The following is a 26,794-nucleotide window of genomic DNA, read 5'->3' on the forward strand; positions in this document are numbered from 1 at the left end:
CTCCCGGACACCATGTCCGGGAGGGCCCGTCGGCGTTGTGCTTCGGCCTCAGCCGTCCGCGGCCGGGGCTGCGGAGGTACGGCCCGCGGCCTCGCGGGCGGCCTCCATGGCGGTGAAGACGGCCTGGCCGGCCTCGTTGCGGCGGCGCAGGTGGGTGATCACGGTGTTGGTGACGGCGATCAGCGGGACGGCCACCACCGCACCGCCGATGCCGCCGATGATGCCGCCGGCCGCGACGCCGAGGACGACGCCCAGCGGGTGCACCCGGACGGCCCGGCCGAGGATCAGCGGCTGCAGGATGTGGCTCTCTATCTGCATCACCGCGACCAGCACGATCAGCACCATCAGCGCCGTCCACGGCCCCTCGGTGACCAGGGCGATCAGCATCGCGACCGTGCCGGTGACGAGTGCGCCGACCAGCGGGACGAAGGCGCCCAGGAAGATGATCACGGCCAGCGGCATCGCCATCGGCACGCCCAGCAGGTCGATGCCGATGCCGATGCAGACCGCGTCGATGAAGGCCACGCAGACGGTGCCGCGCACGTACGCGGTGAGCGTCGCCCAGGCCTTCGGGCCGGCGCCGGCCATGGCGAAGCGGGAGTGCCGGGGCAGTCCGCGCAGCGCCCAGTTCCAGATCCGCGCGCCGTCGTAGAGGAAGAAGAAGGTGGTGAAGAAGGCCAGCGCCACGGCGGTCAGCACCTCGACGGCGATCTGCGCGCCGGTCAGGCTGGCCGAGGTGATCTGGTCGGTGTTGGTGGTGATCGCCTTGCCGATCTGGTCGGCGTAGTCGTTGATCTGCTGCTGGGTCAGGTGCAGCGGCCCGGTGCTCAGCCAGTCCCGCAGCTGGTCGACGCCGTCCTTCACCTTGCTGGTGACCGTCGACAGGTTGGTGGACACCTGCCAGACCACGAACCAGCCGACCAGCCCGATTCCGGCCAGACCGCTCAGGAACACCCCGCCCGCCGCCAGCGAGCGCGGCACCCCGTGCCGGCGCAGCCAGGAGACCGTCGGCTCCAGCAGCGCGGAGATCAGCAGCGAGGCCAGCACCGCGAAGGCGACCAGCCGCAGCATGTCGACGATGTAGAAGACGACGTAGAGCGCGCCGCCGAGCAGCAGCAGCCGCCAGGTCGACTCGGCGGCCACCCGCAGCCCCCAGGGCACGGCCTCGGCCGGGGTGGCGGGCCGGCCGGGGTGGTACTCCCGCGCCAGGCCGGGCGGTGCCACCGGCGAGGGGGCCGCCGGGGCGGCGGCCGGCACCGCGGCGGGTTCGACCCGCGGGGCCGGCACCGGATCGGGCGCCTCGGCCAGTGCGGGGACGGCGAGCTCGTGCGGATCGGCCGCCATCGCGGCGCGCCGGCGCCGTTCGATCACGGCGGCCGCGCTCGCCACCACGGCCATGCCCTTGGCCACGGCCTTGAAGGCCTTTCCGCCCCGCGCCATCCTCGCTACCACCGCTCCCCTGCTGAGCCGCCGTGCCCGGCGGTACGCCGTGGGTCCCGCCACGGCCGTCAGGGATGACGCTACCCGGCGGCGGCCCGGCCAGTCCGGCCCCCGCCGGGTTCGGCTCGAACAACCTCGCCATCAAACCGGGGCAAAACGCCAGGTTTCAGATGGTTTCGGACCGAGATCGCTGGGGAGGAGTCGGGACGAGGCCCCCAGGGGAGAGCGAGGCCTCGGGCCACGGACCAACTGCCGGCGGACCGGCCGGTGCGGGAAGCGACCAGGACCCCTTCCCGCGCCCCGCGTCCGCACCGGGCCCGCACCGCCCGCAGGCGCACTGGTCAGCGCAGCCCGGGCGGCGCGGCCCGACCCGGCTCCCGGTGGGCGGGAACGCGAAGGCCCCCGGTCGCTCGTCGGGCGAGACGAGCGGCCGGGGGCCGTACGGGAGTCCACCGCCGGACGGTGGCTGCTCCTAGTACCAGTTGTGGGACTGCCAGAACGACCAGGCGCCACAGGGGCTGCCGTAGCGGCTGTTCATGTAGCCCAGGCCCCACTTGATCTGGGTGGCCGGGTTGGTGCGCCAGTCGGCACCGGCCGAGGCCATCTTGGTGCCGGGCAGCGCCTGGACCAGGCCGTACGCGCCGGAGCTCCGGTTGGTCGCGGTGTAGTCCCAGCCGCTCTCGCGCTTCACGATCTGGCTGAAGCACTGGAACTGGGTGTCGTCACCGACGACCTGCCGGGCGATGTCCTGGACGGATCCGGGGCTGGTCGAGACCGGCGGGGCGCTGTTGTCGGTGGCGGCCATCGCCGAACGCGCCTTGGAACGGTTGGCAGCGGCCTCGTCGGCCTTGCGCTTGTCCTCGGCGGCCTTGGCAGCCTTGTCCGCGTCGGCCTTGGCCTGGGCATCGGCCTTCGCCTGGGCGTCCGCGGCGGCCTTCTGGCGCGCGGCCTCCTCGGCGGCCTTCTGCTCGGCGGCGGCCTTGGCCGCGGCGTCGGCGGAGGCCTGCTGGGCGGATGCCTGCTGGCCGATGTTGTCACTGATGGTCTGCGCCTGGGCGCCAGAGGGGACTTCGGCAAGCAGGGTCGCGCCCGCGACGTCGACCGTCTGCGTCGTCTTGCCCTCGCTGCCCGAGGCCACACCCACGACGGCACCGACAGCGGTGACGGCGGTGGCGGAGGCCACAGCGACTCCCCGGACCGAGATCCGAGTCACATGGATTCCTTCCAGCATCGCCCACGCGTGACCGTGCGGGCGCAACATGCCCCTTGGCACTGACCTCCGCAGGTGCTCTGGTCACGGGAGGTGCTGGCCCGGCGTCCGGCCGAGGTGAGGCGACCGGGCGTTGGAATCGGGCGGCGTACGGCTCATCGGTCTTCAATTGTGCGTCCACCGACCGGAGTTGGTGGACCATCCGGGGCCGGACTCGTGGAGTCCGGAAGCCCTGCCACGCCGTACGCGGGGCCTGACAGAACCCTCACCATGCCGCACCGGACGCTGTCGACGCAATTCCCGTTCGCGTGGCGCACGTCACATTCACCGCACGGGAGTTCTTCGGACGGAAAGCACTCGATGTGATGAAAGGGATGAGGGCCCGCCCCGTCAGGAGCGGGCCCCGCATCAAGAGTTGACCGTATTGTCCGACTATGTCCTGGTCAGGGACGGATCACGGGTGGATGTCCTCCAGCATCTCCGTGACCAGCGCCGCGATCGGCGAACGCTCCGAGCGGGTGAGCGTGATGTGCGCGAAGAGCGGATGCCCCTTCAGCTTCTCCACCACCGCCACCACACCGTCGTACCGGCCCACCCGGAGGTTGTCGCGCTGCGCCACGTCGTGGGTGAGCACCACCCGCGAACCCTGGCCGATCCGGGACAGCACCGTCAGCAGGACGTTCCGCTCCAGCGACTGGGCCTCGTCCACGATCACGAAGGCGTCGTGCAGCGAACGACCCCGGATGTGGGTCAGCGGCAGCACCTCCAGCATCCCGCGGGAGATCACCTCCTCGATCACGTCCGGGGTGGTGACGGCGGAGAGGGTGTCGAAGACCGCCTGCGCCCAGGGGCTCATCTTCTCCGTCTCGGAGCCCGGCAGGTAGCCGAGCTCCTGCCCGCCGACCGCGTACAGCGGCCGGAAGACCATCACCTTGCGGTGCTGCCCCCGCTCCAGCACCGCCTCCAGCCCCGCGCACAGCGCCAGCGCGGACTTGCCGGTGCCCGCCCGGCCGCCCATCGAGACGATGCCGACGTCCGGATCGAGCAGCAGGTCCAGCGCCACCCGCTGCTCGGCGCTGCGCCCGCGCAGTCCGAACGCCTCGCGCTCGCCGCGCACCAGCCGGACCCGGCCGTCGCCGGTCACCCGGCCGAGCGCCCGGCCGCGCTCCGAGGTGAGCACCAGCCCGGTGTGCACCGGCAGCTCGTCCGCCCCCTCGACGTCCACCGCGGCGTCGTGGCCGGCCGCGAACAGCGCGTCCACCTGCTCCGCCGGGACGTGCAGCTCGGACATCCCCGTCCAGCCGGAGGTGATGGCGAGCTCGGCCCGGTACTCCTCGGCGAGCAGGCCCACCGAGCTGGCCTTGATCCGCAGCGGCAGGTCCTTGGAGACGACCGTGACGTCGTACCCCTCGGCCTGGAGGTTGCGGGCGACCGCGAGGATCCGCGAGTCCGCCTCGCCGCCGCCGACCCGGTAGCCGGCCGGCAGTATCGACAGGTCGGAGTGGTTGAGCTCGACCCTGATGGTGCCGCCGAGCTCGCCGACCGGGATCGGCTCGTCGAGCCGGCCATGGCGGATGCGGTAGTCGTCGAGCAGTCGCAGCGCCTGGCGGGCGAAGTAGCCCAGCTCCGGGTGGTGCCGCTTGGCCTCCAGCTCGGTGACGACCACCACCGGCAGGACGACCTCGTGCTCCTCGAAGCGGGTCATGGCGAGCGGGTCCGCCAGGAGCACGCTGGTGTCGAGAACGTACGTGCGCCGGTCTGGCGTCCGGCGGCTCTTGGAACTGACCACTAGGCCTCCAGAGCGGATGACCCTGCGTCATCCGCGGCAAGCCGGCCCCCGCTGCCCCGGTGGCCTCGGGACCGGACTGCCTGGAGTATTCCCAGGCGAGGGGCGGTGCATTCGCGCCCCCGGCGAACTGACGGATCATTGCCGGTGAACGTTTGGCCTCACCAGGGCTCCGGGTAGGCCAGCCCTACGGCGGTCACTTCACCCGTTCAGAGGCCCAGTCGCCGGTTGCGCTGCTCGAACGCCCGCAGCGCCCGCAGGAAGTCGACCTTGCGGAAGGCCGGCCAGTACGCCTCGCAGAAGTAGAACTCGCTGTGCGCGCTCTGCCAGAGCAGGAAACCGGACAGGCGCTGCTCGCCCGAGGTGCGGATGATCAGGTCCGGGTCGGGCTGGTTGCGGGTGTAGAGGTGCTCGGCGATGTGCTCGACGTCGAGGATCTCGGCCAGTTCCTCGATCGAGGTGCCGCGCCCGGCGTGCTCCTGGAGCAGCGAGCGGACGGCGTCGGCGATCTCGTGCCGGCCCCCGTAGCCGACCGCGACGTTGACCGTGATGCCGTCGATGTCGGCGGTCTCCTCGGCGGCCCGCTTGAGCACGTCGGCGGTGTGCTGCGGGAGCAGGTCCAGCGCGCCGACCGGGTGGACCTTCCAGCGGCGGGCGGCGGCCAGCCCGGTGACGGCGTCCTCGATGATGCCCAGCAGCGGGACGAGCTCGTCGGCGGGGCGGTCGAGGTTGTCGGTGGAGAGCATCCAGAGGGTGACGACCTTGACGTGGGTCTCGTCGCACCAGCCGAGGAACTCGCTGATCTTGTCGGCGCCGCGCTGGTGGCCGTACACGGTGGTGCCCCCGGCGGCCTTCGCCCAGCGGCGGTTGCCGTCCAGGATCACGCCGATGTGGTGCGGGGTGCGGGCGAGGTGGACCTCGACCCGGCGGCCGTAGAGCCCGTACATCCCGCCCAGCAGGGTACGCAGACCCGGCGTCCGTTCGGCGACATCGCGCAGACCCATGATTCCCGGCCCCTCCGTGCTCGTTCAGCTGGTGCGTCAACGCCCCGGCGCAGCCTACTCCGGCGGGCAGGCACACGGTAAAGCCGCAGGTAGCGGTCTGGTCACGGTCCTGTACGGAGTCCGTCCCGGCGGGCGTGTCGCGGGCCTTCCCCGGCGGCTCCGACGGCGGACACGGAACGGTCTCCGAATCCTTAAAGAATCCGTAAGCCGACTGTCCAATGCTTGACGACCGGCAATGGTCTAGTCCAGCTTTTGATCCAAGGCGGAACGAACCCCACGGTCCCGCCCCACCCCCACGCACCACCGTGCACCACCATGCACCGAACCATGCACCGACGCGGTCGCCCACCCCCACGTACGACGACCCCACGCACCACGACGGACCTCCCCTCCCCCACACGCGGCCGCCGCGCCCCCCACCGCGGCGGCCGCTCCCTCCCCAGGAGCGTCACCCCATGGCCCGTACGCTGAACCAGCCCGCGCACAAGCGCCGGCGCAGCCCCCTCCCGGCCGTCGCGGCCGGCGCCACCGCCCTCGCCCTGGCCGGCGGCGGCCTGGCCCTCTTCGCCGGCGGCGCCAGCGCGGCCGTCGGCAACCTGGTCACCAACGGCGGCTTCGACAGCGGGCTGGGCGGCTGGAACTGCGCCGGCGCGGCGACCACCGTCTCCTCCCCGGTCCACTCCGGCACCGGCGCACTGCAGGCCACCCCGGGCGCCGGCGACACCGCCGAGTGCACCCAGACCATCAGCGTGCTGCCCAACACCAGCTACACGCTGAGCGCCTGGGTCCAGGGCCCGTACGTCTACCTCGGCGCGCGCGGCACCGGCGGCACCGACCCGTCCAGTTGGTCGAACCAGAACAGCTGGAACCAGCTGTCCTCCACCTTCACCACCGGCGCGAACGCCACCAGCGTCACCGTCTACCTGCACGGCTGGTACGGCCAGAGCGCCTACCTCGCCGACGACGTGAGCCTGATCGGCCCCGGCGGCCCGTCCACCCCGAGCCCGACCGCCACCGCCACCCCGTCGCCGACCGCCACGCCCACCGCGACCTCCTCCCCCACCGCGACCGGCACGCCGACGGCCACCGCCACCCCGACCGCGACGCCCACCCAGACCGCCACGCCGACCCCCACGGCCACCGCGACCTCCACCACCCCGCCCGCCACCGGCCTGCCCGCGCACGCCGTCACCGGCTACTGGCAGAACTTCGACAACGGCTCGACCCCGCAGCGCCTCGGCGACGTGCAGAGCGCCTACGACATCATCGCGGTGTCCTTCGCCGACTCCGTGCCCACCCAGACCGGCGCGATCAGCTTCACCCTCGACCCCGGCCTGTCCAAGGCCCTCGGCGGCTACAGCGACGCGCAGTTCCGCGCCGACATCAAGGCCAAGCAGGCGGCCGGCAAGAAGGTCGTCCTCTCCATCGGCGGCCAGAACGGCGCGATCACCGTCGGCGACGCCACCGCCGGCAACAACTTCGCCAACAGCGCCTACGCGATCATCAAGGACTACGGCTTCGACGGCATCGACGTCGACCTGGAGAACGGCGTCCAGGCCGGCCCGCTCGGCAACGCGCTGCACACCCTCCAGGCCAAGGTCGGCCCCGGCTTCATCCTGACCATGGCGCCCGAGACGATCGGGATGTACAGCACCGCCGGCGCCTACTTCCAGCTGGCGCTGAACACCAAGGACATCCTCACCGTCGTCAACACCCAGTTCTACAACTCGGGCGGCATGAACGGCTGCGACGGCAAGGTCTACAACCAGGGCACCATCGACTTCATCACCTCGCAGGTCTGCACCCACATCCAGGGCGGCCTGCGGCCCGACCAGGTCGGCATCGGCGTCCCCGCCTCCGCCAAGGCGGCCGGCGGCGGCTACGTCTCGCCGACCGTGGTGAACAACGCGCTGGACTGCCTGGCCACCGGCAACAACTGCGGCAGCTTCGTCCCGCCGGCCAAGTGGCCGACCATCCGCGGCGCGATGACCTGGTCCACCAACTGGGACGCCAACAACGGCAACGCGTTCTCCAACGCGGTCGGCCCGTTCGTCCACAAGATGCCGTAACCCCCCACCGCCAATCCCCCACCGGCGCGCCGCTCCTTGAGGGTGGGGCCTGCGCGCCGGCGGCGGGGCCCGCCGTACCCGACCCGGTACGGCGGGCCCTCCCGCGTCCGGGCCGGTCCGGGCGCCACCGGGCCCGGGCGCTACCGGGCCAGCACCGCCAGCAGCGTGCCGAGCAGCAGGAACGGTCCGACCGGGAGGTCGAGCCCGCGCACCGGGCGGCGGCGGGCCAGCGCGACGGCGGCCCGCAGGATCGCCCAGAGCCCGGCGAGCACCACCGCGGCGAACAGCCCGCCGACCGCCACCGGCCAGCCGTACCAGCCGAGCAGCCCGCCCAGCGCGAACCCCAGCGGGGAGTCACCCGGGCCCAACGCGCCGATCCAGACCGCCAGTTCGAGCAGCGCCCCGACCGCGAGGGCCACCAGCAGGCAGCGCAGCAGCACCCCCGGGCGCCCCGCCACCAGCGCCGCCACCGACAGCAGGGCGGCCACCCCGCCGGCCAGCGGCAGGGTCAGCCGGTACGGCAGCCGGCGCACCCTGGCGTCGACGAAGCCGAGCACCACGCCGAGCCCGGCCGCCCAGCCCAGCGCCGCGACCGACGGCCCGTCCGCCGCGTACGCCAGCCCGGCGGCGACCACGGCCGCCACCAGCTCCACCGACCAGGCCCCCGCGCCCAACCGCTCCCGGCAGCCCGGACAGCGCCCGGTGGGCGGCAGCAGCCGCACCTCGCGCCCGCACAACGGGCAGGCACCGCACCAGGGTTCGCCCTCCGGCACGGCGAACCGGGCGACCAGCCCGCGCAGCAGCGGAGCCACCAGAAATCCGGCCAGCACCGCACCGACTGCGGCTACCATCACCGGCGCACCCCCTTTTCGATCAACGCCCGCACGTCCGTGCGGCACCCGGGGACCGGGCGGGGCGCACCGACCACATCATCCAACGGGGGAACGACCATGACGAAGACCCAGTCCATCCGGAGAATCGCGGCCGGCCTGCCGGCGGCGGCGCTCGTCCTGGCACTGTCGGCCTGCGGGCCGGACAACGCCGACCCGGCGGCCGCCCCGAGCGCCCCGACCGCGCCGCCCACCGGCGCCGCCACGGCTCCCGGCGCCCCGACCGGCGCCGCGGCCCCCACCACCCCGGGCGCCCCGGCGGCCCCGACCGCCCCGGCCGGACCGCAGCCGTCCGTCACCGCCGGCGGCAACAACGTCACCCAGGTCAGCTACGACCGCCCGCTGCCGCTCGGCAGCGCCGGCCGCTACGTCGGCAAGAGCTCGGTGGTGGACGCCGCCGCGGTCTCGATCGTCAAGGGCACCGCCGCGGAGATCGCCCCGTTCAACCTCCCGTCGACGACCACCAGCGGCAAGACGCCGTACTACGTCACCGTCTCCTTCACCAACCGCACCGGCGCCCCGCTGGCCGAGGACGCCTACATGATGCGGGTCTGGGTGAAGCCCAAGGACCACTCGGCGGGCGCGCTGCCGGCCGCGACCCTGCAGAAGGCGATCCCGCAGTGCGACACCCGGTCGCTGGTCACGCTCGCGGACGGGCAGTCCGTCAAGCTGTGTGCCGTCTATCTCGTCCCGAACGAGGCCCCGCCCAGCTTCCTCACGTACGGGAACATCCTGGACACCGCGCCCCTGGTTTGGAAGGTCGGCTGACAGCCCCGCCTGCCGATCCAAGGAGGCCGCTCCGGGCGGTCCGGTGCGCGTCCCGGGACGCGCACCGGAGTGCCCGGAGGTGCCCCTAAAGTAGGCAGGCATGCAGGTCATCCAGTCCAGCAAGCTCGCCAATGTCTGCTACGACATCCGCGGCCCGGTACTCGACGAGGCGATGCGGCTGGAGGAACAGGGCCACCGCATCCTCAAGCTCAACACCGGCAACCCCGCCGTCTTCGGCTTCGAGGCACCGCCGGAGATCCTCCAGGACATCCTGCGCAACCTCTCGACCGCGCACGGGTACGGCGACTCCAAGGGCCTGCTCGCCGCCCGCCGCGCCGTGGTCATGCACTACGAGGACCGCGGCCTGCACGGGCTGAGCGTCGAGGACGTCTTCCTCGGCAACGGCGTCTCCGAGCTGATCCAGCTGGCCATGACCGCGCTGCTGGACGACGGCGACGAGGTGCTCGTCCCGGCGCCCGACTACCCGCTGTGGACGGCCTCGGTCTCGCTGGCCGGCGGCACCGCGGTGCACTACCGCTGCGACGAGCAGGCCGAGTGGTACCCGGACCTCGCCGACATCGAGGCCAAGGTCACCGACCGGACCCGGGCCATCGTGGTGATCAACCCGAACAACCCGACCGGCGCGGTCTACCCGCGCGAGGTGCTGGAGGGCATCGTCGAGATCGCCCGCCGGCACCGGCTGGTGGTCTACGCGGACGAGATCTACGACAAGATCCTCTACGACGACGCCGAGCACATCCCGCTGGCCACCCTGGCGCCCGACCTCTTCTGCGTCACCTTCAACGGCCTGTCCAAGGCGTACCGGGTCGCGGGCTTCCGCTCCGGCTGGATGGTGCTCTCCGGCGACCGGCAGCGGGCCCACAGCTACATCGAGGGCCTGGCCGTGCTGGCCTCGATGCGGCTGTGCGCCAACATGCCAGCCCAGCACGCGGTGGCCGCCGCGCTCGGAGGGCGGCAGTCGATCCGCGACCTGGTGCTGCCCGGCGGGCGGCTGCTCGCCTCGCGCGACGCGGCGTACCGGCTGCTCAACGAGATCCCGGGGGTCAGCTGCGTCAAGCCCAAGGGCGCGCTGTACGCGTTCCCGCGGCTGGACCCGAAGGTCTACAAGATCAAGGACGACGCCCAGATGGTGCTGGACCTGCTGCGCTCCCAGCGCATCCTGCTGGTCCAGGGCACCGGCTTCAACTGGCCCGAGCCGGACCACTTCCGGCTGGTCACGCTGCCCCGGGCGGAGGAGATCACCGACGCGGTGACCCGGATCGGCGACTTCCTGAACGGCTACACCCAGCCGTAACGCCGGAACAGCTGCACGCAGCCGTAGCGCTGGAACAGCTGCACCCAGCCGCGACCCCCGCGCCCGGCGCGCGGGGAAAGCACTACGGCCGGAGTCCCGGCCCGGGCGGTCTCCTTGGTCGGGGAAAGACCGTCCGGGGGAACTCCGGCCGTCCTGTCACTCGGCGGGCGCGCGGTTCGTGCCGCGCGACCGCCTCTCGCTCTGCTGAGGCTCAGGCTCAGCCGAGACGCGCGACGAGGCTCCGGTACTCGTCCCACAGCTCCTTCGGGGTGTGGTCGCCGAACAGCTCCAGGTGGGCCGGCACCAGCGCGGCCTCCTGGCGCCAGATGTCGGCGTCCACGGTGAAGAGCAGGTCGAGGTCCTCCTTGGACAGCTTCAGGTCGCCGAGGTCGAAGCCGTCGACGGTCGGCAGCACGCCGATCGGGGTCTCGACGCCCTCGCCGGTGCCCTCCAGGCGCTCGACGATCCACTTGAGGACGCGGCTGTTCTCGCCGTAGCCCGGCCAGACGAACGCGCCCTCGGCGTTCTTGCGGAACCAGTTGACGTAGTAGATCTTCGGCAGCTTCTCGGCGTCCGCCTGGGCGCCGACCTTCAGCCAGTGGGCGAAGTAGTCGCCCATGTTGTAGCCGCAGAACGGCAGCATCGCGAACGGGTCGCGGCGCAGCTCGCCGACGGTGCCCTCGGCGGCGGCGGTCTTCTCGGACGCGATGTTGGCGCCGAGGAAGACGCCGTGCTGCCAGGTGAAGGACTCGGTCACCAGCGGGACGGCGGTGGCGCGGCGGCCGCCGAACAGGATCGCCGAGATCGGCACGCCCGACTGGTCCTCCCACTCGGGGGCGATGGTTGGGCACTGCGCGGCCGGGACGGCGAAGCGGGCGTTCGGGTGGGCGGCCGGGGTGCCGGACTCGGGGGTCCAGTCGTTGCCGCGCCAGTCGGTGAGGTGCGCCGGGGGCTCCTCGGTCAGGCCCTCCCACCACACGTCGCCGTCGTCGGTCAGCGCGACGTTGGTGAAGACCGTGTTGCCCCACAGGGTGTCGATGGCGTTGGCGTTGGTGTCCACGCCGGTGCCGGGGGCGACGCCGAAGAAACCGGCCTCGGGGTTGATCGCGTAGAGCTGGCCGTCGGCGCCGAAGCGCATCCAGGCGATGTCGTCGCCGATCGTCTCGACCTTCCAGCCCGGGACGGTCGGCTGGAGCATGGCCAGGTTGGTCTTGCCACAGGCCGACGGGAAGGCGGCGGCGACGTACTTGACCTCGCCGGACGGCGGGGTGAGCTTCAGGATCAGCATGTGCTCGGCCAGCCAGCCCTCGTCACGGGCCATGGTCGAGGCGATGCGCAGCGCGTAGCACTTCTTGCCGAGCAGGGCGTTGCCGCCGTAGCCGGAGCCGAAGGACCAGATCTCCCGGGTCTCCGGGAAGTGCGAGATGTACTTGGTGCTGTTGCACGGCCACGGCACGTCCGCCTGGCCCTCGGCCAGCGGGGCGCCGACGGTGTGCACGGCCTTGACGAAGTCGCCGTCCTCGCCGAGCTGGTCCAGCACCGCCTTGCCCATGCGGGTCATCACGCGCATCGACACGGCGACGTAGGCGGAGTCGGTGATCTCGACGCCGTACGCGGCCAGCGGGGAACCGACCGGGCCCATCGAGAAGGGCACGACGTACATCGTGCGGCCCTTCATCGCGCCGCGGAACAGTCCCTTCTCGCCCTGGAAGACCTCCCGCATCTCGGCCGGGGCCTTCCAGTTGTTGGTCGGACCGGCGTCCTTCTCCTGCTCGGAGCAGATGTAGGTGCGGTCCTCCACGCGCGCCACGTCCGTCGGGTCCGAGGCGGCGTAGTAGGAGTTGGGGCGCTTTTCCTCGTTGAGCTTCTTGAAGGTGCCCTGAGCCACCAGCAGGTCCGCGAGGCGCTGGTACTCCTCGTCGGAGCCGTCGCACCACTCGATGCGGTCCGGCTGGGTGAGCTCGGCGATCTCGTTCACCCACGCGAGCAGGCGCTGGTGGCGGGTGGGCGCGGAGGCGCTGAGAGCAGAGATCTCGTACGACACGATCGCTCCGTTTCACACCATCTCGGCGAGGAGGTGGCGTAGCGGGGGTCTGAGGGTGCTTGCAGCGTAGCTCCGGCTTCGACGCCAAACTGAGGCACAGCGTCGAAATTGACTCATCTTTTACTACAGTAAGTACGATTACCGGCCAGTAATAGGTCGTCCACATCCCGGCCCGGACGCCCCCGCAGGCACCTCGAACACTCCAAAACGTCCAAGAGTGATGATCGCCACTTTCCTACGCATCAGTAACCTACGGCCCCGTAGGTAGCGGGTAGCATGCTGCGCATGACTGCTGAGCTCGTCGAGAGCACGGAGAACGAGGGCGCGGAGAACGAGGCCTCGGGACGCAAGCCGAAGTGGCGCGGCTGGCTGCACGCCGGGATGTTCCCCGCCACCGTCGCCGCCGGGATCGTGCTGATCTGCCTGGCCGACTCCACCCCCGCCAAGATCGCCTGCGCGATCTACTCGATCAGCGCCTGGCTGCTGTTCGGGGTCAGCGCGGTCTACCACCGCTTCGACTGGGGCCCGCGCGGGGACGCCGTGCTGCGGCGGCTGGACCACGCGAACATCTTCCTGATCATCGCGGGCACCTACACGCCGTTCACGATCCTGCTGCTCAAGGGCGCCGACCAGCAGGTGCTGCTCTGGGTGGCCTGGGGCGGCGCGCTGGCCGGAATAGCGTTCCGGGTGTTCTGGGTCGGCGCGCCGCGCTGGCTGTACACGCCGGTGTACATCGCGCTCGGCTGGGCCGCCGCTTTCTTCCTGCCGGACTTCCTGCACGCCGGCGGCGTCGCCGTCCTGGTGCTGATGATCGTCGGCGGAGTGCTCTACAGCATCGGCGGCGTGGTGTACGGGCTCAAGCGGCCCAATCCGTCACCGCGCTGGTTCGGCTTCCACGAGGTGTTCCACGCTTTCACCCTGGGCGCGTTCATCGTGCAGTACGTCGGGGTCTCACTGGTGGCGTACAGCGCGGCCGGCTGAACCCGGCGCGCCACGGCGGGCGGCCGCGCGGTCCACGGACCGGGCGACCGCCCGTTCCGCTGTCCAGGGGCGCTCGTACGGCGCCCGGCCCTGCGGGCGGCGCGAGTACGGCGGGTGGTCCACCGCGCCGGCCTCCGGCCACGGCTCCACCGCCGGCCCGGCGGTGCGGCCACGCGCCTGCCGGGCGTCCAGCGCCTCGCGGGCCCGGCGGCAGCGCTCGCAGTGCGCGGCGTCCGGGGTGACGGCCGACGGCCGGTGCCCCCGCGGGGCGGCCGGCCGGTGCAGCGCCCGCCAACGGCGGCCCACGTAGACCATGAGCAGCAGCACCTCGACCCCGGCGACGACCAGGACCAGCATCGCCCCGTTGATCAGATAGGCCGCGACCACGGCGAGCGCGGACGCCACCACCACCGCCGCACCCCACACCTGGGCGCTCGACTCCCTACCGGCCATTCGACTCCCCTTTCCCGGCGCCGGGCTCGTGGTCGGCTCCGGCCGCCCCACCCCTTCTCCGCTCTCGGCACGCGTCAGTCAGCACTGACCGATTGCCACATGGTATCTACCGTCCGTCACCCGGAGCTGCCCCCGGGCGGCGAACGACAGATCAACGTTGCGTCAATTCCTTGTGCGGAAGCATTACTTCCAGGACACACCACGCAGCGCGCCCGCTCGGCTGCAGGTTGACGCGCCGGGGCCGCACGCAGCACGGCGGGGCCCGGCTGTATCAGCCGGACCCCGCCGCATGTCTCGCATGGCGTACGTGTCGTGCACGTCGCACACGTCGCACACGTCGTGCATGTCTTACCCGAGAGGCCCTACCCCCGTCGGACACCCGCCCTGCGCCGCACGGCCGCACCCGCGCCCACGAGCGCGGTGACGCCCAGGGCCGCGGCCGCCGTCACGGCCGGCAGCGCCGAACCGCCGCCCGCCGCCCGCTCCTGGTCGGCCGCCAACTGGTAGCCGCCGCCCTTGCCCTCCCGGTCGTACGCCGAGCCGGGCAGCTTGTCCCCATACCGCTCGTGCACCAGCTTCTGGTACGCGGCCAGCGACACCCCGCCCGCGCCCACCGAGCGCCGGGCCTCGTCGTCCAGCGGCAGCACCCGGCCGTCGCGCAGCACGTACCAGGCGTTCACCTGCGGCTCGCGGAACGCCGTACCGCCACCGCCGCCGGCCGCCTTCGCCGCGTAGTCGCTCTCGTCACCACCGGAGGCGATGTTGACCACCCGCCAGGAGTCACCCTGCCGGATCGTCCACACCGAGGCCGTCTGACCGTCCGCCGCGACCACCTTGCTCGCGGTGAACTCGGCCTTCGCCACCGGCGCACCCGGGGCGCCGGCCACGAAACCCGCGTCCAGGGTGTACACCGGCACGGTGTCGCCGGCCAGCCGCGGCGCGGCCGCGCTCGCCGCCTGCGCCTCCTGCGCCGCACCGATGGTCAGCTGCTGGGTCGGCGGGACGCCCTTGCGGGCGAAGAAGTGGCCCACCTTGTCGAGGACGGCCTGGTCCTGGACCACGCCACGGGCGTTCGCCAGGTCCGCGGCGGGCACCGGCACCGGGGCGCCGGCCGGCCCGTCCGCGTGCGCGGCCGGGGCCAACGCCAGCCCGAGGCCGGCGGCGAGCAGGGCGGTGACGGCGGCCCGACGGGCCTTTCCGAGGTCAGTCATGGTCGCCCTCACGCGCCGATCCGGTACAGGGAGTGGGTCCACGAGAACGTGTTGTTGTTCACGTAGTAGTTGTAGTCCGCCCAGTTGTAGCGGTAGTTGGACGGCCACGGGTCGCCCCAGTACACCCAGTTGCTGCTGGTGTCGTAGCCGTAGACGACGTGCATGTGCCCGCCGCCGGAACTCCACTGGATCCGGGTCTCGATCGGCCGGTTCGCGTCCACCTCGGCCTGCACGGTGCTGTAGCGCAGGTAGCCGGTGACGTACGAACCCGGGTTGATGCCGGCCCAGTCCAGCCCGTTCTGCACATCGGCCAGCGAAGCCTGGCTGTTGGGGCAGCTGGAGTTGGCCGAACGGCCGAACGCGGCGTTGCAGAACTGGTTCTGGCTGTAGTTGTAGCCGAACCAGGTGGCGATGGTGTTCCCGCTCGCCGCCCAGCACCAGTTGGTCTGCTGTTGCTGCTGCATGGTGATGTTGAGCTTCTTGAACGTGCCGGCCAGATCGGCCGTGCTGCCGGGCGCGGCAGCCTGGCGAACCTGCGCCGGGGCGCGGTCCTGGACGGGAGCGAGGTCCTGGGCGGGGGCGGCGAGCGCCGGAGCGGCCGCCACCGCGGTCAGCGCCGGGCCCAGCACGCCGAGGGCGAGCAGCGAGACCGCGCGGCGCAGCCGTATCCGTGGAACTGGCATGGGGGAAATGCCTCCTTGCACAAGCGGAGCGAGGTGCTGTGTGGGGGCGCGGTCCGGATCGCGCCATGAGCATCCCGCCACCCTCGGAGGCCGGTCAACGACCCTAAGGACCACCACAGTTCAGGTGTGAACGACCGGCCACAGGTGTGAACGCCACCCCGAAAACCCCCGCGTGGCACACCAGGGCCGGTGACAAACCGCCGCCCTGATGTGAATATTCACGGTCAAACACGGTCTGCCCGCACCCGTCCCCCAGGAGGCCGTCATCCACCGCACCGACCAGGCCGACCTCACCGCCGCCCTCCGAACCGGCCCCTTCCACCTCGCCCTGCGCACCGCCATCGCCACCCGCGGCCTCACCCTCCACCGCATCCGACGCCACCTCGCCCTGCGCGGCGTCCACGTCGGCCTCACCAGCCTCAGCTACTGGCAACAAGGCCGCCGCCGCCCCGAACGCCCCGAATCCCTCCGCGCCGTCACCGCCCTCGAAGACGTCCTCGACCTCCCCGAACACTCCCTCACCCGCCTGCTCGGCCCCCGCCGCGCCGCCGACACCACCCCCGCCGGCCCACCCGTACGCCCCTACCGCGACCTCATCTCCCCCGCCACCGCCGTCGACGACCTGCTCGCCACCATCGCCGGCCCCCGCGACACCGGCCTGCACACCATCACCCACATCGAACGCATCCGCCTCGGCCCCGACCGCCAACTCGCCCGCCGCGACTCCCAACACGCCCTCCGCGCCCACCGCGACGGCATCGACCGCTACCTCGCCCTCTACCAGGGCGACCCCGGCAGCGACATCACCCGCGTCGGCGTCCGCGCCGAAGAGAACTGCCGCCCCGGCCGCATCCGCCGCGACCAGACCCACCACCTGCTCGTCGCCGAACTCCTCCTCGACCGCCGCCTACGCGCCGGCGACACCCACCTCCTCGGCTACGGCTTCGACGACACCCCCTCCCCCGACCCCAGCTGCGAATACGTCCGCGGCTTCAACTCCGGCGCCGGCCAGTACGTCCTCCAGATCACCTTCCACCCCGCCGCCCTCCCCGTCCGCTGCCACCGCTTCGCCCTCCACTCCCCGGGCGAAGCCCCCTACGAAACGGAGGAACTGACCCTGGACGGCCACCACTGCGTCCACCTGGTCGCAACGGCACTGCGGCCGTGCCTACTGGGAATCAGGTGGGACTGGGAGTGACGGGGGGGCGACGTCAGTGCGACCAGTACGGGTCGTCGACGTCGGGTGCGCCCTCGTGACCGGTCAGGCGGGGGCCGACGGGGCTGGTGCCGTAGTCCTTCTCTGGCTGGTAGCAGACCGGGGTCACCTGGGTGCTGATCGACACGTCGAAGTACAGGTCGCTCGGGGTGTTGACCGCCAACAGGTTGAAGCCCGCCGCACCGCGCCCCGGGCAGTTCAGTTCGACGTAGTGCTTCGCCTCGTAACCGACGGTGGAATCCTCCCGCTGGCACCGGTCGCCCCAGAGCTGCGTCAGCTGGTCCAACAACACCGACAACTTCGCCGGGGCCACTTTCGTCCGAAGCCTGGCGGAGAGCATGACCTGGGACAACAGGGCCGGTTCACCGTCCGCGTGCTCCGGATCTCGGTCCACGACATAGCCACTGCCGAAGTAGGCCACCGGCGGGGTTATCGCACCGATGGCCGTCCGCAAGGTCTCGTCGAGTTGCCCCTTCGCCTCGCGCGGGCTCAGCTGGGGGGCTCCCCGGTCTTTCATGGCCATCGGCCCGTAGCCGTTGTAGAACAGCCCCACCCCGGTGGCCAGCACGGCTACCGCCGCCACTGAACACCCGAGTGCCCGGCGCGGCCGCTTCATCGCCCGCCCGTCCGTTTGACGTCCCCGCTGCCGATGACGATGGCCGCGACGTTGTCCAGCGAGGGCCCTCCGCGGCCCGTCAGGTACTTGGTGTGCGCGTCGATGGGGTTGCCCCTGCTCCAGTCGTCGACAGTGAAGCGGTTCGCGTCGAAGTGCTTGCTCGCCGGGTCCCGCCCGTACCAGCGTTCGTCCGGGTCGATGCCGAACTTGGACGGAACGTGCGTCACGACGTCGTTGTCGGCCGCGCCGACCCAGACGTGGCCGGGCGGCAGCTTGAGGTCGGAGGCCTTGTCCACACCTACGCCCGGGCTGCCGATGAAGACCACGTCGTCCGGGGGCGCGTAGTGCGACCCGGGCTGGGTGGCGAGTTTGGTGGCCTGGCCCACCAGGTACGAGCCGTAGCTGTGTCCGACCGCGGTGATGTGCGGCGGCTGGGCGCCCTCGTGGTTCGCCCGCACTCCGCTCAGGAACTTCGCGTACGCCGGAGCTCCGTCCTTGCCCGCCTTGGTCGAGGCGGCCCCCAGGTCGGCTCCGGGCGGGTCGTACCCGAGCCAGACGACCGAGGCGACGGAATGGCCGGCCGGGGCCTTCTTGCTCGCGCTGCGGTAGAGGCTCAGCGCGTTCTCCGCCTCGTTGGTGCCGTCGTGGACGTTTCCCCCCACCCCCAGGCTGCCGGTGTCGGTGGTGATTCCCGGCACGTAAGCCGAGATGTCGGTGGCGGTGTCCGGGTTTCCGTACGAGAGGATCGCCCGGCCCTTGCCCTCGTTGCCGAGGCCCAAGAGATAGATCGGGGGGCGGCTCGGGTCTTTCCCGTCGATCTCAAGCCGGTTGACGATGGGCCCGTAGAGGTCGTACAGGTCCTGCTCTGCGGAGTTCAGCGGTACGTGGTTGGTGCGCTTCTTCATAATGTCGTCCATCAGGAACTTCAGGTGCGCCCGGTTCACCTGGTCCCGTACCTCTGCCGGCACCCCGTCGAGGTTGCCGAGCGTCTCCGGGTGGTGGCTGAGGAACCACTGCTGCCCGTCCGCTCCGAGACCCTTCCACCAGGCGTTGACGTCCGTCGGGGTGGCGTCCTTGCCCGGTATGTTCAGCTTCCAGAGCGGATTGGCCGCCTCGCCGAACTGCAGCAGGTAGACGTCCGCGCTCGCTGTCCTGGCGTCCAGGCCGCTCTTGTCGGTGGCGTGGCCCGTGTACTTCTTGAGTTCTTCGGCCAGCCCCTGGTCGACCCGGGTGGCCTCCGACAGCGCCGCGCCGATCCGCTTGGAGATCTCCTCGGCGGCCGCTTTCTGCTTGGCCTCCCAGTCCGTGCTCTGGAAGGGACTGCTCGCCGGGGGCCAGCTCACCGACCCGCTGTCGTCGACCGACATGCCCTTGGTCTGGGCGTCGACGAGCGCCTTGCGGAGCTTGCCCTGGGCGAGCGTGAGGGAGTCGGCGCAGTCCCGCACCTCGGCGCCGATGCAGTGCAGTTCGGTCGCCGCCGCACCCAGCTTGTCGGTGATGCCGTCCAGGACCGGAATCGCGGCGGCGGCCGCCGGTCCGCTCCACCCGGACCCGTGGACCCGGTCCGCGGTGCCGCTCTTCCAGTCGGCGGCGTGCTGGCCGTACGCCTTGCACAACGCGTCGTAGGCGTCCGCCACCGCGTACAAGTCCGCCAGCTTGGCGTTCTTCAGGCTTGCGAGGTCCATCCCCCAGTCCCCCCGTTACCCATAGGTGCCCCCGGAGCACTCAGGGATACCATAACTCCCGCTATCGATACGGAGATCGGGGGGACATCGTGCCGAGCGACCCAGGATTCACCGTCAAACCAGGCGAGTTGACCGCGGCCGGGAACAGCGCGCTGGCCGTCGCCGGGAAAGTGCCCGACGAGACCGCGAAGTTGGCCGAGCCGAGCGCCAAGGCGGCCGGGAGTCTGGCGGGTTGGCAGAGCGGGGCGGCGTTGCAGGGGTGCGGTGCGGCCTGGAAGGCGCTGTTGGACGGCCTGGCCGGTGACATGAAGTCGGCCGGCGGCAATCTGCTGACCTGCGCGCAGACGTATGTGAACGCGGACCACCTGCCGGCACCCGTCGCGACTTCGGCCGCCGACCCCTTCAACACGAAGGTGGTCGGCGGCCGCCCGGTCGACTACGCGTGACTTCCGTCCTGCGTCGTGAAGTCCAGGGTCAGGCAGTCCTCGACCGGCCGGTAGCCGATCTGCTGGTAGATGGAGTTGCTGGTCGGGTTGGCGAGGTCGGTGTAGAGCAGGACCTCGGCCGCCCCCTGGGCGAGGGCGTGGGCGGAGGCGGCGGCGGTGACGGCGCTGGCGTAGCCGCGTCCGCGCTGGTCGGTCGGGGTGTAGACGGGGCCGATGCGGGACATGCCGGCGATCACCGGGCTGCTGCCGGCCAGGGCGACGGGGCGGCGGCCGTCCTCCCACAGGTGGAGGCCGCCGGTGGCGATCCGGTCGTCGACGGCCTGGGGGATGTTGGGCAGGTCGACCCCGGCTTCGACGAGGAACTCCTCGTACCAGCGGATCGCCAGTTCGCGGTCGGCCGGTGTGGCGGGTCGGTGGTGGCCGGCGGGCGGGCGGGGCGGGTCGGTCAACTCGCCGAGCCGGTAGAGCCGTTCGTTGAAGCGGACTGACTGGTCGGCGCCGGTGGCGGCGGTCCAGGCCGCGGCGAAGGCCCTGACCGCGTCCGCACCTCCGCCGACGCCGGACACCTCGGTGAACTCGCTCCCGGCGGCGGCCAGTTCGACCGCCAGCTCGGCTGCCGCCGCCGGTGTGCAGGAGAGCCGGGGGCTGAACGGCGGCGTCTGGAGGAAGGCTCCTTCGACCGGGCCGCCGTCCACCGGGCGCCACCAGCCGAAGACCGGTGGCCGCTGCCCGAACACGTCCAGGCCGCGTTCGGCCAGCCGGTGGACGACCGTGAGCAGGACGGTGCTCTCGGCCGGGCGGGCGGCGAGGAATTCTTCCGCGTGGCGCCGGAAGTCGTCGAACGAGCTGCTCAAGGTCCAGGTCATGGCCCATTCTGGCCCGGCCGCGCCCCTCCCACCAGCGGATTATTCGACGACGACACCCAGCCGCTCGCCGAGGACTGCCGGGTCGGTGGTCGGCGCTTCGCAGGCGAAGTGCCGGCAGACGTAGGCGGCGGGCGCTCCGCCGACCAGCGGCCGGTCCGCCAGCAGCGGCACCTCCGCGCCGCCGTCCTCCGCCGGGCCCGCCGCCGGGCCCGCCGGCGAGCCCACCGCGACGACCGCCCCGGGCGCGGTGCCGAGCAGCGCGGCCCGGCGCAGTGCGGCGGTGGCCGGGTCGTCGGCCGGGCCGACGACGGCGACTTCGCGCGGCCCGTCGAGCAGCGCCTCGGCGACGGCGAGGCCCCAGCCGATGAACCGGGGGGCCCGGGACGCGAGCGAGCCGACGATGCCGAGGGCCCGTTCGGCGGCCGTCCGGTGCCGGTCGGAGCCGGTGTAGGCGGCGTAGGTGAGCAGGGCGCCGGCGGCGGCGGTCCAGCCGGACGGGGTGGCGTTGTCGGTGGGGTCCTGGGGGCGCCGGATGAGTTCCTCGGCGTCGTCGGCGGTGTCGTAGAGCGCGCCGGAGGCCTCGTCGGTGAAGTGCTTGAGCACGGTGTCGAGGAGTCCGCCGGCCAGTTGCAGCCAGGCGGCGTCGCCGGTGACGGCGTACAGGGCCAGGAAGCCCTCGGCGGTGTCGGCGTAGTCCTCCAGGACGCCCGCGTTGGTGCCGGCCCGGCCGTCGCGGGAGGTGCGCAGCAGTCGACCGTCGGGGGTGAGGTGGACGGCGAGCAGCAGGTCGGCGGCACGTTCGGCGGCCTCGACGAGGTCGGGGCGCTCCAGGAGGGCGCCGGTCTCGGCGAGGGCGGCGATGGCGAGGCCGTTCCAGGCGGCGACGACCTTGTCGTCGCGGGCGGGGGCGGGCCGCCGGGTGCGGGCCTCGAACAGCCGGGCGCGGATGGTCTCGTACTCGGCGAAGTCCTCGGGGTCGACGAGGAGTTGGAGGACGGAAGTGCCGTGTTCGAAGGTGCCGCCGGCGGTGACGGTGAACAGCCGGGCGGCGGTGGCCGCGTCGGCGGGGCCGAGCAGGTCGACCAACTGGCCTGGTTCCCACACGTAGTAGGCGCCTTCGGTGGACTTCCCGGTCTCCTCGTCGAGGCTGTCGGCGTCCAGCGCGGATGCGAACGCGCCTTCGGGGGTGCGCAGTTCGCGCAGCAGGAAGTCGGCGGTGGTCAGCGCGGTCCGGCGGGCCAGCGGGGATCCGGTGGCCCGCCACAGGTGCAGGTAGGCGCGCAGCAGCAGGGCGTTGTCGTACAGCATCTTCTCGAAGTGCGGCACGACCCAGCCGGCGTCGACCGCGTACCGGGCGAAGCCGCCGCCGAGTTGGTCGTGGATGCCGCCTCGGGCCATCGCCTCGCCGGTGCGGACGGCCATCTCCAGGGCCGCCTCGGAGCCGGTGCGGGCGTGGTGGCGCAGCAGGAACTCGACGACCATGGCCGGCGGGAACTTGGGCGCGCCCCCGAAGCCGCCGTGCCGGTCGTCGAACTCCCGACTGAGGGTGACCAGCGCCTGGTGCAGATCGGCACCGGCGGGCGGGTGGTGGGCACCGGCCGAGTAGACGGCGGCACGCTCGGCGAGGTCGGCCCGGATCCGCCCGGCGACCTCCGCGACCTCCTGCCGCCGGCCCCGCCAGGCGGCGTCGACGCCTTCCAGCACCTGCCGGAAGGACGGCATCCCGTGCCGGGGCTCGGGCGGGAAGTAGGTGCCGAAGTAGAACGGCTCCTTGTCGGGCGTGAGGAACACCGTCATCGGCCAGCCGCCCTGCCCGGTGGCGGCCTGCACGGCCTCCATGTAGACGGCGTCGACGTCGGGCCGCTCCTCCCGGTCCACCTTGACGGCGACGAACCGCTCGTTCAGGTAACCGGCGACCCCGGCATCCTCGAAGCTCTCGTGGGCCATCACATGACACCAGTGACAGGCGGCGTACCCCACACTCAGCAGCACCGGCACCCCGCGGCGCTCCGCCTCCGCGAACGCCTCCGGCCCCCAGGGCCACCAGTCGACCGGGTTCTCGGCATGCTGCAGCAGGTACGGCGAGGTGGCACTTGCAAGTTGATTCACGGCAAACACTTTGCCATGGCGAACCGTCCAATCCGGATAGCGAGGCCCAGAGTCCGAGAACAGCGCAGCAGGCCAGCAGCACCAAGCCAGCCGAGCATTGCACAGGAAGATGCGCTGCGACCGCCGAGATGGACGCTTCCGCTTGGAATGCACCCAAGATCGCCAGCAGCGCTGCTTGCATTCTGCAATGCCAGTTAAAGCTGACCTAAAACGCACCCTGCTGGCCGCCTTGCGAGCTGCGAGCTGCAAATTTACAGGACCGTCGACGCGATCCGTCGCCGCTTTTCCACCGCCGACAGAAGCAGTCGCCAACTATCCGGAGCCACTTCAATGCTGCATTTCCGCTGCGACTGATTGATCAATAAGGATACCAGCAGCAGTCGAAGCAACCTGGCAAGAATTTCCATTCACCCCAGCTACGCATGATCTCCATGGTCAAGACATGGCGCCGCCGAATTCCAAAACCTCGAAAATGGACCGCATCCGACGGTAAATTATATCAACTCAAGATTTTAGCCCGCTCGGCAATGAATGCCGTGACCGACTTTCTCAAGCCCGGGGCATCCGCAAGGAGATCGTCGCGCGCCCCCCATGCCTCCGAAACACGACGGACAGTCTCGCGAGCAATGTCGGCTAGACCTGCCTCCGACCAGCCGAGAGCCGCATCGATACGCTCCTCCAGCCTGGCAAACGAAGCGATACGAACAGCCTCAAATCTCCTACTTCCATTCAGCTTAAGACCCAGATCCTCCGGCCTTTCGCTAAAAAAGTCAGTATATGGCGCAGTTGCCACCAAATCATAAGCCGGAGAGAGGGTGGGGATGCGGCGGTCACGGTAAATTAGCGACCAATTCTTCGCATGAGCATCCCCATTACCAATCACAATCGAAAATGCCAGCCGCCGACCAAACTCTCTCAGAGCCAGAAGATCATGACCTCGATAGATGAGAGCCCCGACAGTTTCGAAATTCCCTTGATACTTCGCCTGCGGATAGACATCTTTAACCTGAGCTAGATCTTCGATGTGAATAGGGGTTCGATTTGCATCTTCAGCTCTGTCGAATCGCCGCACTGCGTAGGCCCAAACCTCCTCTGTTGGCCACATTCGCGCAGGCACCCCCGTGAGCTCATCCCGATGCACCAGCCTGATTTGCGGAACGTCAACCCCTACCAATGCCGCAAGTGACATCATGGCATACTCGTTCCTCGGCACATGGGGAAATCGAGGGTCGGGAAACTTCACCAACCAGTCGCCTCGTTCATTGACGGCGGGCACTGTGAGTCGATCCCCTTGAGCGAGCATGGAGAATTTCAGAGCCACGCCAGCCAGGGAGAACCGCCAGGGAGATGATCCTTCACTTTCCCCCTTTTCTTCCTTCGGGACTCCAGAAATCCAGTCATCCTTCCAAGCCTCCTCATCGGCAGACTCAACCGGCAGCACCTGAACGGCGCCCGGTAGATCATGTCCTACCTCGGCAAGTAGCTCCATCTCCCGCTCGATGGAGACATCCCGGCCCTGGGCAATCCATTCACGCAACGGCCCCTCAGGTAGCAGATTCGAGAACCAAGCAGGAAGTCGCAGCGTCGAGGAATAGCGGCCGGTCAATGACTGCTCGAATCTCAGGCCGAGAACATGCCGTCCGGGATTTCTGAGATAACTCTCGGCGAACCAGAAACGTGTGTGATCCCCGCGCTGGCAGAGCGTCGCCACGCGGCTGCCATGCAGCAGGACGGCGTAATACTTCTCCGGGCTACTGTTCGCCATAGTCAGCACACCCACTAGAACTCGTCGGGAAATCCGCCGGATTCATCATTACCTTCATCGTCCAGAATCAACATGGAGAGCGGTGGCGTATCCTCACTTTCCCATTCTGCCATGCGGTGAATGAAGGCCACGAGTTGCTCCCTGATGAGGGCGTCACGCGCCTCCAAGAAAGCCGATCCTTGATTTGTCGCCAAGAGCTCGGTCGCTTCTGCAGTCAAACAGTGAGACTCCAAGACCTCGGCCCAGACACCGTCATCCAAGTCCGTCGGCTGCTGCGAGAAGACTCCGGGGATTTCGTCCAGAGGATCGGCGGCACTCGGGACGAAGAGTCGATTCGCAGCCCAAACCTGCTGCTCCGGATACCGTCGGCCGGTGAAAATACGGGGTACCGCCTCGGCAGCGGTCGGCTGACCAGAAACCAATGCCGATAGTTCGTCATGTCGATAGGGCTTGCCCGTGATCGGGGACCTGGGCTGCTGCGCCCACCATGCACATAGCATGATCTTTCCCGCGGCTTCATTTGTCCGGAAGTGCCTGGGGTTCGGCATACTGGGAGATGCCTCATCGACGGCCTTCACCAATCGGCTGATTGACCCCCATTCCTCGCCCGGCCGGATTCGACTACAGAGCAGCCGCGCTCCCTGCGTAAAGCTACCTCTGGAAACAGCCGGCCCCGCAATGGAAGCACGCCAGAAAATCCGGCGCAGGAGGATGAGTGACTGCTCCTCGGGCTCTGGAAAGTGTGCGAGGAAACGTACTAGCGAGATCAGCAGGAAGCGATAAGTGAGCATGGACATGTGAGGGACGCCAGCAAATTCCTGAAGGAACCGAACAGCGGCAAGTAGTGCCTTCTCTCCTTCCTCGTAGGCTGTCTCAGCATCCTCTCCGGGAAACTCCGCGACGAATCTCCGCGCCTTGCTGTAGTCGAACTCGCCACGAATTTCCCTGGCAGGATCAGGACCACGTCTGGCCAAAATGGCACGCAGCACCGTATCATCGTCGATCTCACCGAACCCGGTTTCCGCCGCAATACGCTCCGAGATGCGGCGAATAGACAACCGTTCACCATGCCCCTCTTCGGAGCCTGAATTAAGCGCCGAGAAAACCTCCGCACGGCTCAACTTCTTGCCGAAATTGTTCATGCGGTCGAAGATATCTTTGAGAATCTTCTCGTCATCTTGGCGTACCAAATAGGCGGGAACCTTGAATTGTTGGAGCTTTCGGGCCACCCGGCGCGCCTCAGGGAAGTACTCCTTGGCATCAGAGTCGGCTTCAGAGAACCAGACCAAAAGGGCGTCGAGGTCAAACAGGACATGCACCGGGATGATATGCGGAGCAGGCTGGGCCGGAATCGGCAAGAAATCCCCGCTCACCAGGTCGTACGCAACGGCAAACTCTGCCCGTCGACTCCCTTCTGGATGCAAGGCGTTGGCGAGGCTGGTGATTCGCTGTTGCCCATCCACAACCCAGAGGCCTTCCTCCAAGCTGGGGGTCTTGACAGTCACCGCCCCAAGGGTGACCGTGGCAGCGGGAGACTTACGTACCCAGAGAAGCAAGCTGCCAATCGGATATCCTCGGACGATGCTTTCAAAGAGACGGATGACGTCCTTTTGTGTCCATCTGAAACCACGTTGGAAGTGAGGAACCCTCACCCGACCGCGCCATGCATCCTCGACCAGCGGGGCCAGGTCGAAAGTGGTGGCGCTCGGTTGTGTTTCTAGACCGTCGGTGCTCAACCGATCCTCCCAGCATGCAAGTCGTCCCGACCGATCATTGCTTATGGCGACCAGCAGTGTCAGCAAAATCGACGGACTGCTTCCCAGTGAGAGGTCGGCTGCACCGAGAGCGAGGGGCGGCCGGACGGGCTCCATGCTTCGTGACGGTCTACCGGTCCCGCTCTTCGGGCTAGCATCGGGCGGGGCTGCTGCCACCAGGTTGTAGCGTCGGGTGGCCACCAGGTTTCATCGCGCCAGTCCTGTGCGTCAAGGCAGAGCGCCCTGTGACCCCGCGGGGCGTGGCAACACTGGCTTGCGGTAGCTACTACCTCAGCGCAGGGCGAGTAGCCAGGCGGGGATGGCAGCAGCGACCAGTGATGACGAGTTAGGCGGAAGCGAAGAACAATCGCGGCCGCAGGCGCTTGGGCTAAGGGCTGTCCCGTAACTGCTGGTCGCGGGTGAGATGATCTTGCCGTGGCTGGTGTGATCACGGCGTCGGAGCCGTCCTGGATAGCCCCGTTC

The 26,794-nt window shown here is 70.0% G+C and carries 21 protein-coding genes; 6 read left to right on the forward strand and 15 right to left on the reverse strand.

Features of this window, described 5'->3' with window-relative positions:
* Positions 1 to 48 precede the first annotated feature (48 nt).
* The 4 genes from ACFVHI_RS33480 to ACFVHI_RS33495 form a co-directional block, all read right to left on the reverse strand.
* A complete protein-coding gene (locus ACFVHI_RS33480; protein WP_363372455.1) occupies positions 49 to 1,440 on the reverse strand; it encodes an AI-2E family transporter in 1,392 nt (463 codons plus the stop codon).
* A 472-nt stretch (positions 1,441 to 1,912) separates the two neighbouring features.
* Complete coding sequence (locus tag ACFVHI_RS33485; RefSeq protein ID WP_208869075.1) at positions 1,913 to 2,671, reverse strand: transglycosylase SLT domain-containing protein; 759 nt, start codon at positions 2,669 to 2,671, stop codon at positions 1,913 to 1,915.
* 433 nt (positions 2,672 to 3,104) lie between these two features.
* Positions 3,105 to 4,439 carry a PhoH family protein gene (locus ACFVHI_RS33490; protein ID WP_063347994.1) on the reverse strand — a complete coding sequence of 445 codons (1,335 nt, stop codon included), beginning with the start codon at positions 4,437 to 4,439 and terminating at the stop codon, positions 3,105 to 3,107.
* Between the two features lie 206 nt (positions 4,440 to 4,645).
* On the reverse strand, positions 4,646 to 5,440 hold the full coding sequence (locus ACFVHI_RS33495) for an isoprenyl transferase (RefSeq protein WP_208869076.1): 795 nt from the start codon (positions 5,438 to 5,440) through the stop codon (positions 4,646 to 4,648).
* Positions 5,441 to 5,895: 455 nt separating this feature from the next.
* On the opposite strand from ACFVHI_RS33495, the gene ACFVHI_RS33500 reads away from it, so the two are divergent.
* Positions 5,896 to 7,509, forward strand: a complete 1,614-nt coding sequence (locus tag ACFVHI_RS33500; RefSeq protein ID WP_380345597.1) for a chitinase — start codon at positions 5,896 to 5,898, stop codon at positions 7,507 to 7,509.
* A 140-nt stretch (positions 7,510 to 7,649) separates the two neighbouring features.
* On the opposite strand, the gene ACFVHI_RS33505 is transcribed toward ACFVHI_RS33500, so the two are convergent.
* A complete protein-coding gene (locus ACFVHI_RS33505) occupies positions 7,650 to 8,360 on the reverse strand; it encodes a prepilin peptidase (RefSeq protein ID WP_380345619.1) in 711 nt (236 codons plus the stop codon).
* Between the two features lie 99 nt (positions 8,361 to 8,459).
* Here ACFVHI_RS33505 and ACFVHI_RS33510 point away from each other — a divergent pair, with 99 nt between their 5' ends.
* Together ACFVHI_RS33510 and ACFVHI_RS33515 are read left to right on the forward strand one after the other, a co-directional pair.
* On the forward strand, positions 8,460 to 9,167 hold the full coding sequence (locus ACFVHI_RS33510; RefSeq protein WP_380345599.1) for a hypothetical protein: 708 nt from the start codon (positions 8,460 to 8,462) through the stop codon (positions 9,165 to 9,167).
* 100 nt (positions 9,168 to 9,267) lie between these two features.
* Entirely contained in the window at positions 9,268 to 10,482 is a 1,215-nt protein-coding gene (locus ACFVHI_RS33515) for a pyridoxal phosphate-dependent aminotransferase (protein WP_063347998.1), read from the forward strand.
* A gap of 217 nt (positions 10,483 to 10,699) precedes the next feature.
* Here ACFVHI_RS33515 and ACFVHI_RS33520 read toward each other — a convergent pair whose 3' ends face one another.
* Positions 10,700 to 12,526 carry a phosphoenolpyruvate carboxykinase (GTP) gene (locus tag ACFVHI_RS33520; RefSeq protein WP_363372444.1) on the reverse strand — a complete coding sequence of 609 codons (1,827 nt, stop codon included), beginning with the start codon at positions 12,524 to 12,526 and terminating at the stop codon, positions 10,700 to 10,702.
* A 276-nt stretch (positions 12,527 to 12,802) separates the two neighbouring features.
* Here ACFVHI_RS33520 and ACFVHI_RS33525 point away from each other — a divergent pair, with 276 nt between their 5' ends.
* Positions 12,803 to 13,507: a hemolysin III family protein gene (locus ACFVHI_RS33525; protein WP_380345602.1), complete on the forward strand. Its 705-nt coding sequence runs from the start codon at positions 12,803 to 12,805 to the stop codon at positions 13,505 to 13,507.
* Here ACFVHI_RS33525 and ACFVHI_RS33530 read toward each other — a convergent pair.
* The 3 genes from ACFVHI_RS33530 to ACFVHI_RS33540 form a co-directional block, all read right to left on the reverse strand.
* A complete protein-coding gene (locus ACFVHI_RS33530) occupies positions 13,478 to 13,960 on the reverse strand; it encodes a hypothetical protein (RefSeq protein ID WP_380345603.1) in 483 nt (160 codons plus the stop codon). The genes ACFVHI_RS33525 and ACFVHI_RS33530 overlap by 30 nt on opposite strands.
* Positions 13,961 to 14,322: 362 nt before the next feature.
* The gene (locus ACFVHI_RS33535; RefSeq protein WP_363372441.1) at positions 14,323 to 15,171 is read right to left on the reverse strand and encodes a hypothetical protein; all 849 of its coding nucleotides are present in this window, start codon (positions 15,169 to 15,171) and stop codon (positions 14,323 to 14,325) included.
* A gap of 8 nt (positions 15,172 to 15,179) precedes the next feature.
* Positions 15,180 to 15,854, reverse strand: a complete 675-nt coding sequence (locus ACFVHI_RS33540; RefSeq protein ID WP_380345604.1) for a papain-like cysteine protease family protein — start codon at positions 15,852 to 15,854, stop codon at positions 15,180 to 15,182.
* Positions 15,855 to 16,119: 265 nt separating this feature from the next.
* Here ACFVHI_RS33540 and ACFVHI_RS33545 point away from each other — a divergent pair, with 265 nt between their 5' ends.
* Positions 16,120 to 17,052, forward strand: a complete 933-nt coding sequence (locus ACFVHI_RS33545; protein WP_079136260.1) for a hypothetical protein — start codon at positions 16,120 to 16,122, stop codon at positions 17,050 to 17,052.
* A 13-nt stretch (positions 17,053 to 17,065) separates the two neighbouring features.
* Here ACFVHI_RS33545 and ACFVHI_RS33550 read toward each other — a convergent pair whose 3' ends face one another.
* Positions 17,066 to 17,653, reverse strand: coding sequence for a hypothetical protein (locus ACFVHI_RS33550; protein ID WP_380345606.1), 588 nt, complete (start codon positions 17,651 to 17,653; stop codon positions 17,066 to 17,068).
* Between the two features lie 29 nt (positions 17,654 to 17,682).
* Complete coding sequence (locus ACFVHI_RS33555) at positions 17,683 to 19,371, reverse strand: alpha/beta hydrolase (protein ID WP_380345608.1); 1,689 nt, start codon at positions 19,369 to 19,371, stop codon at positions 17,683 to 17,685.
* Positions 19,372 to 19,460: 89 nt separating this feature from the next.
* On the opposite strand from ACFVHI_RS33555, the gene ACFVHI_RS33560 reads away from it, so the two are divergent.
* Positions 19,461 to 19,817 (forward strand): hypothetical protein, encoded by a 357-nt coding sequence (locus ACFVHI_RS33560; RefSeq protein WP_380345610.1) that lies wholly within the window; start codon positions 19,461 to 19,463, stop codon positions 19,815 to 19,817.
* Here ACFVHI_RS33560 and ACFVHI_RS33565 read toward each other — a convergent pair.
* The 4 genes from ACFVHI_RS33565 to ACFVHI_RS33580 form a co-directional block, all read right to left on the reverse strand.
* Positions 19,808 to 20,683 carry a GNAT family N-acetyltransferase gene (locus tag ACFVHI_RS33565; protein WP_380345612.1) on the reverse strand — a complete coding sequence of 292 codons (876 nt, stop codon included), beginning with the start codon at positions 20,681 to 20,683 and terminating at the stop codon, positions 19,808 to 19,810. The genes ACFVHI_RS33560 and ACFVHI_RS33565 overlap by 10 nt on opposite strands.
* A 39-nt stretch (positions 20,684 to 20,722) precedes the next feature.
* Positions 20,723 to 22,792, reverse strand: coding sequence for a thioredoxin domain-containing protein (locus tag ACFVHI_RS33570; RefSeq protein ID WP_380345614.1), 2,070 nt, complete (start codon positions 22,790 to 22,792; stop codon positions 20,723 to 20,725).
* 499 nt (positions 22,793 to 23,291) lie between these two features.
* The gene (locus ACFVHI_RS33575) at positions 23,292 to 24,557 is read right to left on the reverse strand and encodes a type II toxin-antitoxin system HipA family toxin (RefSeq protein WP_380345616.1); all 1,266 of its coding nucleotides are present in this window, start codon (positions 24,555 to 24,557) and stop codon (positions 23,292 to 23,294) included.
* 14 nt (positions 24,558 to 24,571) lie between these two features.
* On the reverse strand, positions 24,572 to 26,293 hold the full coding sequence (locus ACFVHI_RS33580; RefSeq protein WP_380345617.1) for a DUF262 domain-containing protein: 1,722 nt from the start codon (positions 26,291 to 26,293) through the stop codon (positions 24,572 to 24,574).
* Positions 26,294 to 26,794 lie beyond the last annotated feature (501 nt).

Origin of the sequence: Kitasatospora sp. NPDC127121 (genome assembly GCF_042677305.1) — a bacterium.
GTDB lineage: Bacteria > Actinomycetota > Actinomycetes > Streptomycetales > Streptomycetaceae > Kitasatospora.